The organism is Psychrobacillus sp., assembly GCF_056205495.1.
Genome location: NZ_JBAEAP010000580.1, coordinates 1 through 3,719 on the forward strand (window position 1 = coordinate 1; position 3,719 = coordinate 3,719).

The window sequence follows — 3,719 nt, forward strand, 5'->3', positions numbered from 1 at the left end:
CCATTCATTGAATATTTTATATTTATTAGTATATTTTACCATGAAACATCAATGAGGTGTTTTAATTTTTACACATGTCATTTAACGGAAATAAAGAAAAGCTATTAAACACAGATGTTAGTTTAAAGTAATAGTTTTCTCCCAAGTTAGCTCTTTGCCTTGGTCATCTTTGAAAATAAATATTACCTTCCCTTCTTCTCCTTTCATAGCATCAGAATAGAAGAATCCGGAATACTCGCCATTCCCACTAATATAGAATCCTTCTTCTCCGCTAGCTGCATGTTCAATGGCTTCTTGAACTGTGTTAATCACTTGATGTTTATTTGAAATCCACTGCATTTCTGTTAAGGAGAATCCCTCTGGTACTTCTTTTATGACAAAGTCAAAGCTATTCCCTTCAATTGGTTTAGCTGTTTGGTCAATAACAATTAAAATCTCCTCGTCCGTCACTTGTTTCAGTTGATTGTCTTCAGTTTTAGTTTCTTTTTTGTTATCCGATGTTCCTTTTGCTGCTGTTGATTCATTTTGACTATCTTCCGACTTGTCAGATGTAGTAGAATTTATTTGTGTTCCACAGCCGCTGGTAAAGAAAAGTACCGTTATAGCTATAATGTAAATAGATTTATTCATCTTGTTCTCCCCTATCCTCATTTAATGTAAAAGAAAATGCTACTCCTTGATTTGTATTCATCCCTCGATATTCACTTTGATGAAGCTCGAGTATATGTTTCACTATGGTTAGCCCCAAACCGGTACCACCGGATTTGCGGTTTCGTGAGTTTTCAATACGGTAGAATTGTTCCCAAATATTGCTTAGCTCTTCCTCCGCGATGAATGAGCCAACATTTTCTATTATTACTGTCACTTTACTCACCTCTGTTCGAGTAATACTAACGGTTATTATAGTATTCTCGGAAGCATGCCGAATTGCATTGCTCAAAAGATTCAAGATAACCTGTTCAATTCTTCTGTAATCTGCTTTAACTAATATTTGATCAGCTTCAAAGTCATAGCTGAGTAATAATCGTTTGCTCTCCAACTGCTGAGAAAAAGATTCAGCTACATTCTCTATTAAATCGGTTAAAGAGAAGTTTTCCATCTGTAAGCGGATAGCCTTTGCCTCATATTTCGAAAGCTCTAGCATATCTAAAATTAAGGCATTCATCCGATCTGTTTCACTAACGATCAGAGATAGATACCGTTCGCTTTTTTCTTTAGCTATATTATCCTGCAAGCCTTCAGCGAAGCCTTTTATAATTCCAAGAGGGGTTTTCAGCTCATGAGAGAGGTTTGCAATTAACTGTTTGCGAAGTTTCTCAGCCTGCTGTTTCTCTTTTATTTCCCCTTGTAGTTTCCCATTTGCAAGTGTTAAATCATTTAAAGCTGTTTGTAAATTATTCGATAAGGAATTCATGTCTCGCGCAAGCCCACCAAATTCATCCTTGGAACGGATTTCTATTTGCTCAGAAAAGTCGAGTTTAGCTAAGCGCGTTGCAGAACGGCTTAACATTCTTATCGGTCTTGAAACAATCCTAGAGTAAATCATAGACAGGATAATAACCAGAGCAATAACAATAGGAGCTATTAAGATAAAGTATTGTTTAAGTACCTCGACTGCATCTCCAACAGGCTGTAAAGAAGCCATAACCATTAAATACCTGTCCTGATCCTCTAGTGCGGATGTTAAGACAATGTAATTTACTCCACTCCATTTGTCCTGCCATTGTCTTTGTACGACAGATCCATCTTTCAAAAGTGATAATTCTCGAGAATTAGGTATCCAATCATTTAAGACTTCATCAATGAGAGTGTCTTGATAGAGAGGGTTGTATGACCTTTGTTCTGGTAGTAAAAAATCAGTTACCTTTCCCTGCACTCTTGACAGTCCCATTTGGACGTCCCTAAATTTAGGAGGGTTAATCTCAACTGGCTGTAAAATTGTATTTTTTTCATCTATGAAAATTCCATCTATAACTAATGTATTGCCAATCTCGAGTTCTTGTGGAAGTGATTCCACCTCCATCCCCTCATTGGGAATTCGAATAGAGATCAAGGTTTGGTCAACGTTTAGCTCGATATAATATGGTTCTATTGGGATGTGGTTAAAATATTCATTTAGTATAGAAATTGTTGCATCTTTTTGATTCATTAAGGAAGCAATTTGCTCGTTTATTTGTTGTTCATTTAGTTCCTCTTTATTGATTTGATCTTTTAAATAAATCATATTCTCTTCTAATGTTTGTACCTTTGACGAATGGTAGAACTTTTCGAAAAAGAACACTTCAGCTAGCATGACAAAAGAAAAAACAATTAAAATAAGAGTAGTCGTTACAATAAACAGTTTAAAAACCACACTATTTCTTCTCATGATTCCACTTCAAATTTATAGCCAGATCGTATAACGGTATAAATATATTTCCCTTCTACTCCAAGCTTCGCTCTTAACTTTTTTATATGTGTATCTACGGTGCGTAAATCTCCCATATAGTCATACCCCCATACAGCGTTTAAAATATATTCTCGGTGTAATACCTTGCCATAATGCTTGATAAGAAAGATGAACAAATCATACTCTTTTGGTGAGAGAAGTATCTTTTCGTGAGCAATCGAAACGGTATGTGCCGATCGATTAATACGTATATTCCCGTAAATCTCCGTCTCTCCATCCTGTACGACAATACCTTCCCTTCTTTTTATCAATGCATTGGCACGGGCTACCAATACCCTTGGACTTAGAGGCTTAGTAACATACTCATCTGCACCTAGCTCAAATCCCAAGATTTGATCATCGTCTTCTGATTTTGCGGTAATAATTATGATAGGTACCTCCGATTTTTCACGAATGTACTTGCATACAGACCATCCATCCATTTTAGGCAACATGATATCTAAAATAACTAAGTCAAAGTTTGTTTGATTGAAACATTCAATCCCTGTTTTTCCGTCATCTGCTTCATAAATTTCCCAATTATCCCTTTTGAAATAGTCTGTTATAAATTCCCTCATCAACATGTCATCCTCAATCAACAATACCTTTAGTTTCATAGTTTAAGACTCCCATTTATCCCTCAATCTTAGTCATCACCCCTAAGGCTCACTATAAAGGCCTTATGTGTACTTTGTGTGTATTTTATATTATTTTTGAAAAGAATTATATAATTGCAGTTAAAATCTTCCTATTTTCCTATATTTGTAGTTCCTTAGCACAAGGTCTGTTTTCCATAATAATAACTGTCTAACTCCCTCAAAGATGCTGACATATACTAATAAAGGGTCGAATCAACTGTTATTGGAATGATTAAAAATGTGGACTGAATCACAAATAAGTGCTTGGACTGAAGCAATAGGAACTGTAATATCTGCTGTAGGCAGTACCCCTTCCCAGGTTTTATCTGATGCGATGCTAAACGATTTAAATATCATTGGTTTGGCATTACAGGCTGTGGGAAGTGGTCTCATACCGCAAAATCAGGATTACTTATTCATTGTGGGTAGCCAACTGGAGGCGTTTGGAAACTTGGTTTCCTTACAAGCAGAGTTCATTGAAAATGAAAATGTTAGCTCGGTATTAGGTTCACAAGGTGATTTGATCGAGGCCGTAGGAGGAGCATTAACGATTGATTTCACAGGAAACCAGTCCATACAAAATGCTCTAAATAATTTAGGTGATGTTATTCAAGTCGTTGGAGCTGCCTATCAAGCTTTGTCGGTTAGATATC

Annotated in this window: 4 protein-coding genes; 1 reads left to right on the plus strand and 3 read right to left on the minus strand. The window is 36.1% G+C overall.

The window, feature by feature from the left end; all coding sequences use genetic code 11:
- Positions 1-117: 117 nt before the first annotated feature.
- The 3 genes from AC06OU_RS16415 to AC06OU_RS16425 are packed head-to-tail and all read right to left on the minus strand — an operon-like array spanning position 118 to position 3,045.
- Positions 118-630, minus strand: a complete 513-nt coding sequence (locus tag AC06OU_RS16415; RefSeq protein ID WP_475857204.1) for a hypothetical protein — start codon at positions 628-630, stop codon at positions 118-120.
- Positions 623-2,353 carry a sensor histidine kinase gene (locus tag AC06OU_RS16420; protein ID WP_475857205.1) on the minus strand — a complete coding sequence of 577 codons (1,731 nt, stop codon included), beginning with the start codon at positions 2,351-2,353 and terminating at the stop codon, positions 623-625. Before AC06OU_RS16420 ends, AC06OU_RS16415 begins: the two co-directional genes overlap by 8 nt.
- 11 nt (positions 2,354-2,364) lie before the next feature.
- Positions 2,365-3,045 carry a response regulator transcription factor gene (locus AC06OU_RS16425; protein WP_475857207.1) on the minus strand — a complete coding sequence of 227 codons (681 nt, stop codon included), beginning with the start codon at positions 3,043-3,045 and terminating at the stop codon, positions 2,365-2,367.
- 259 nt (positions 3,046-3,304) lie between these two features.
- Between AC06OU_RS16425 and AC06OU_RS16430 the strand changes: the two genes are divergently transcribed.
- Positions 3,305-3,719: DUF6944 family repetitive protein (locus tag AC06OU_RS16430; RefSeq protein WP_475857209.1), on the plus strand; the 415-nt coding region annotated here is incomplete at its 3' end.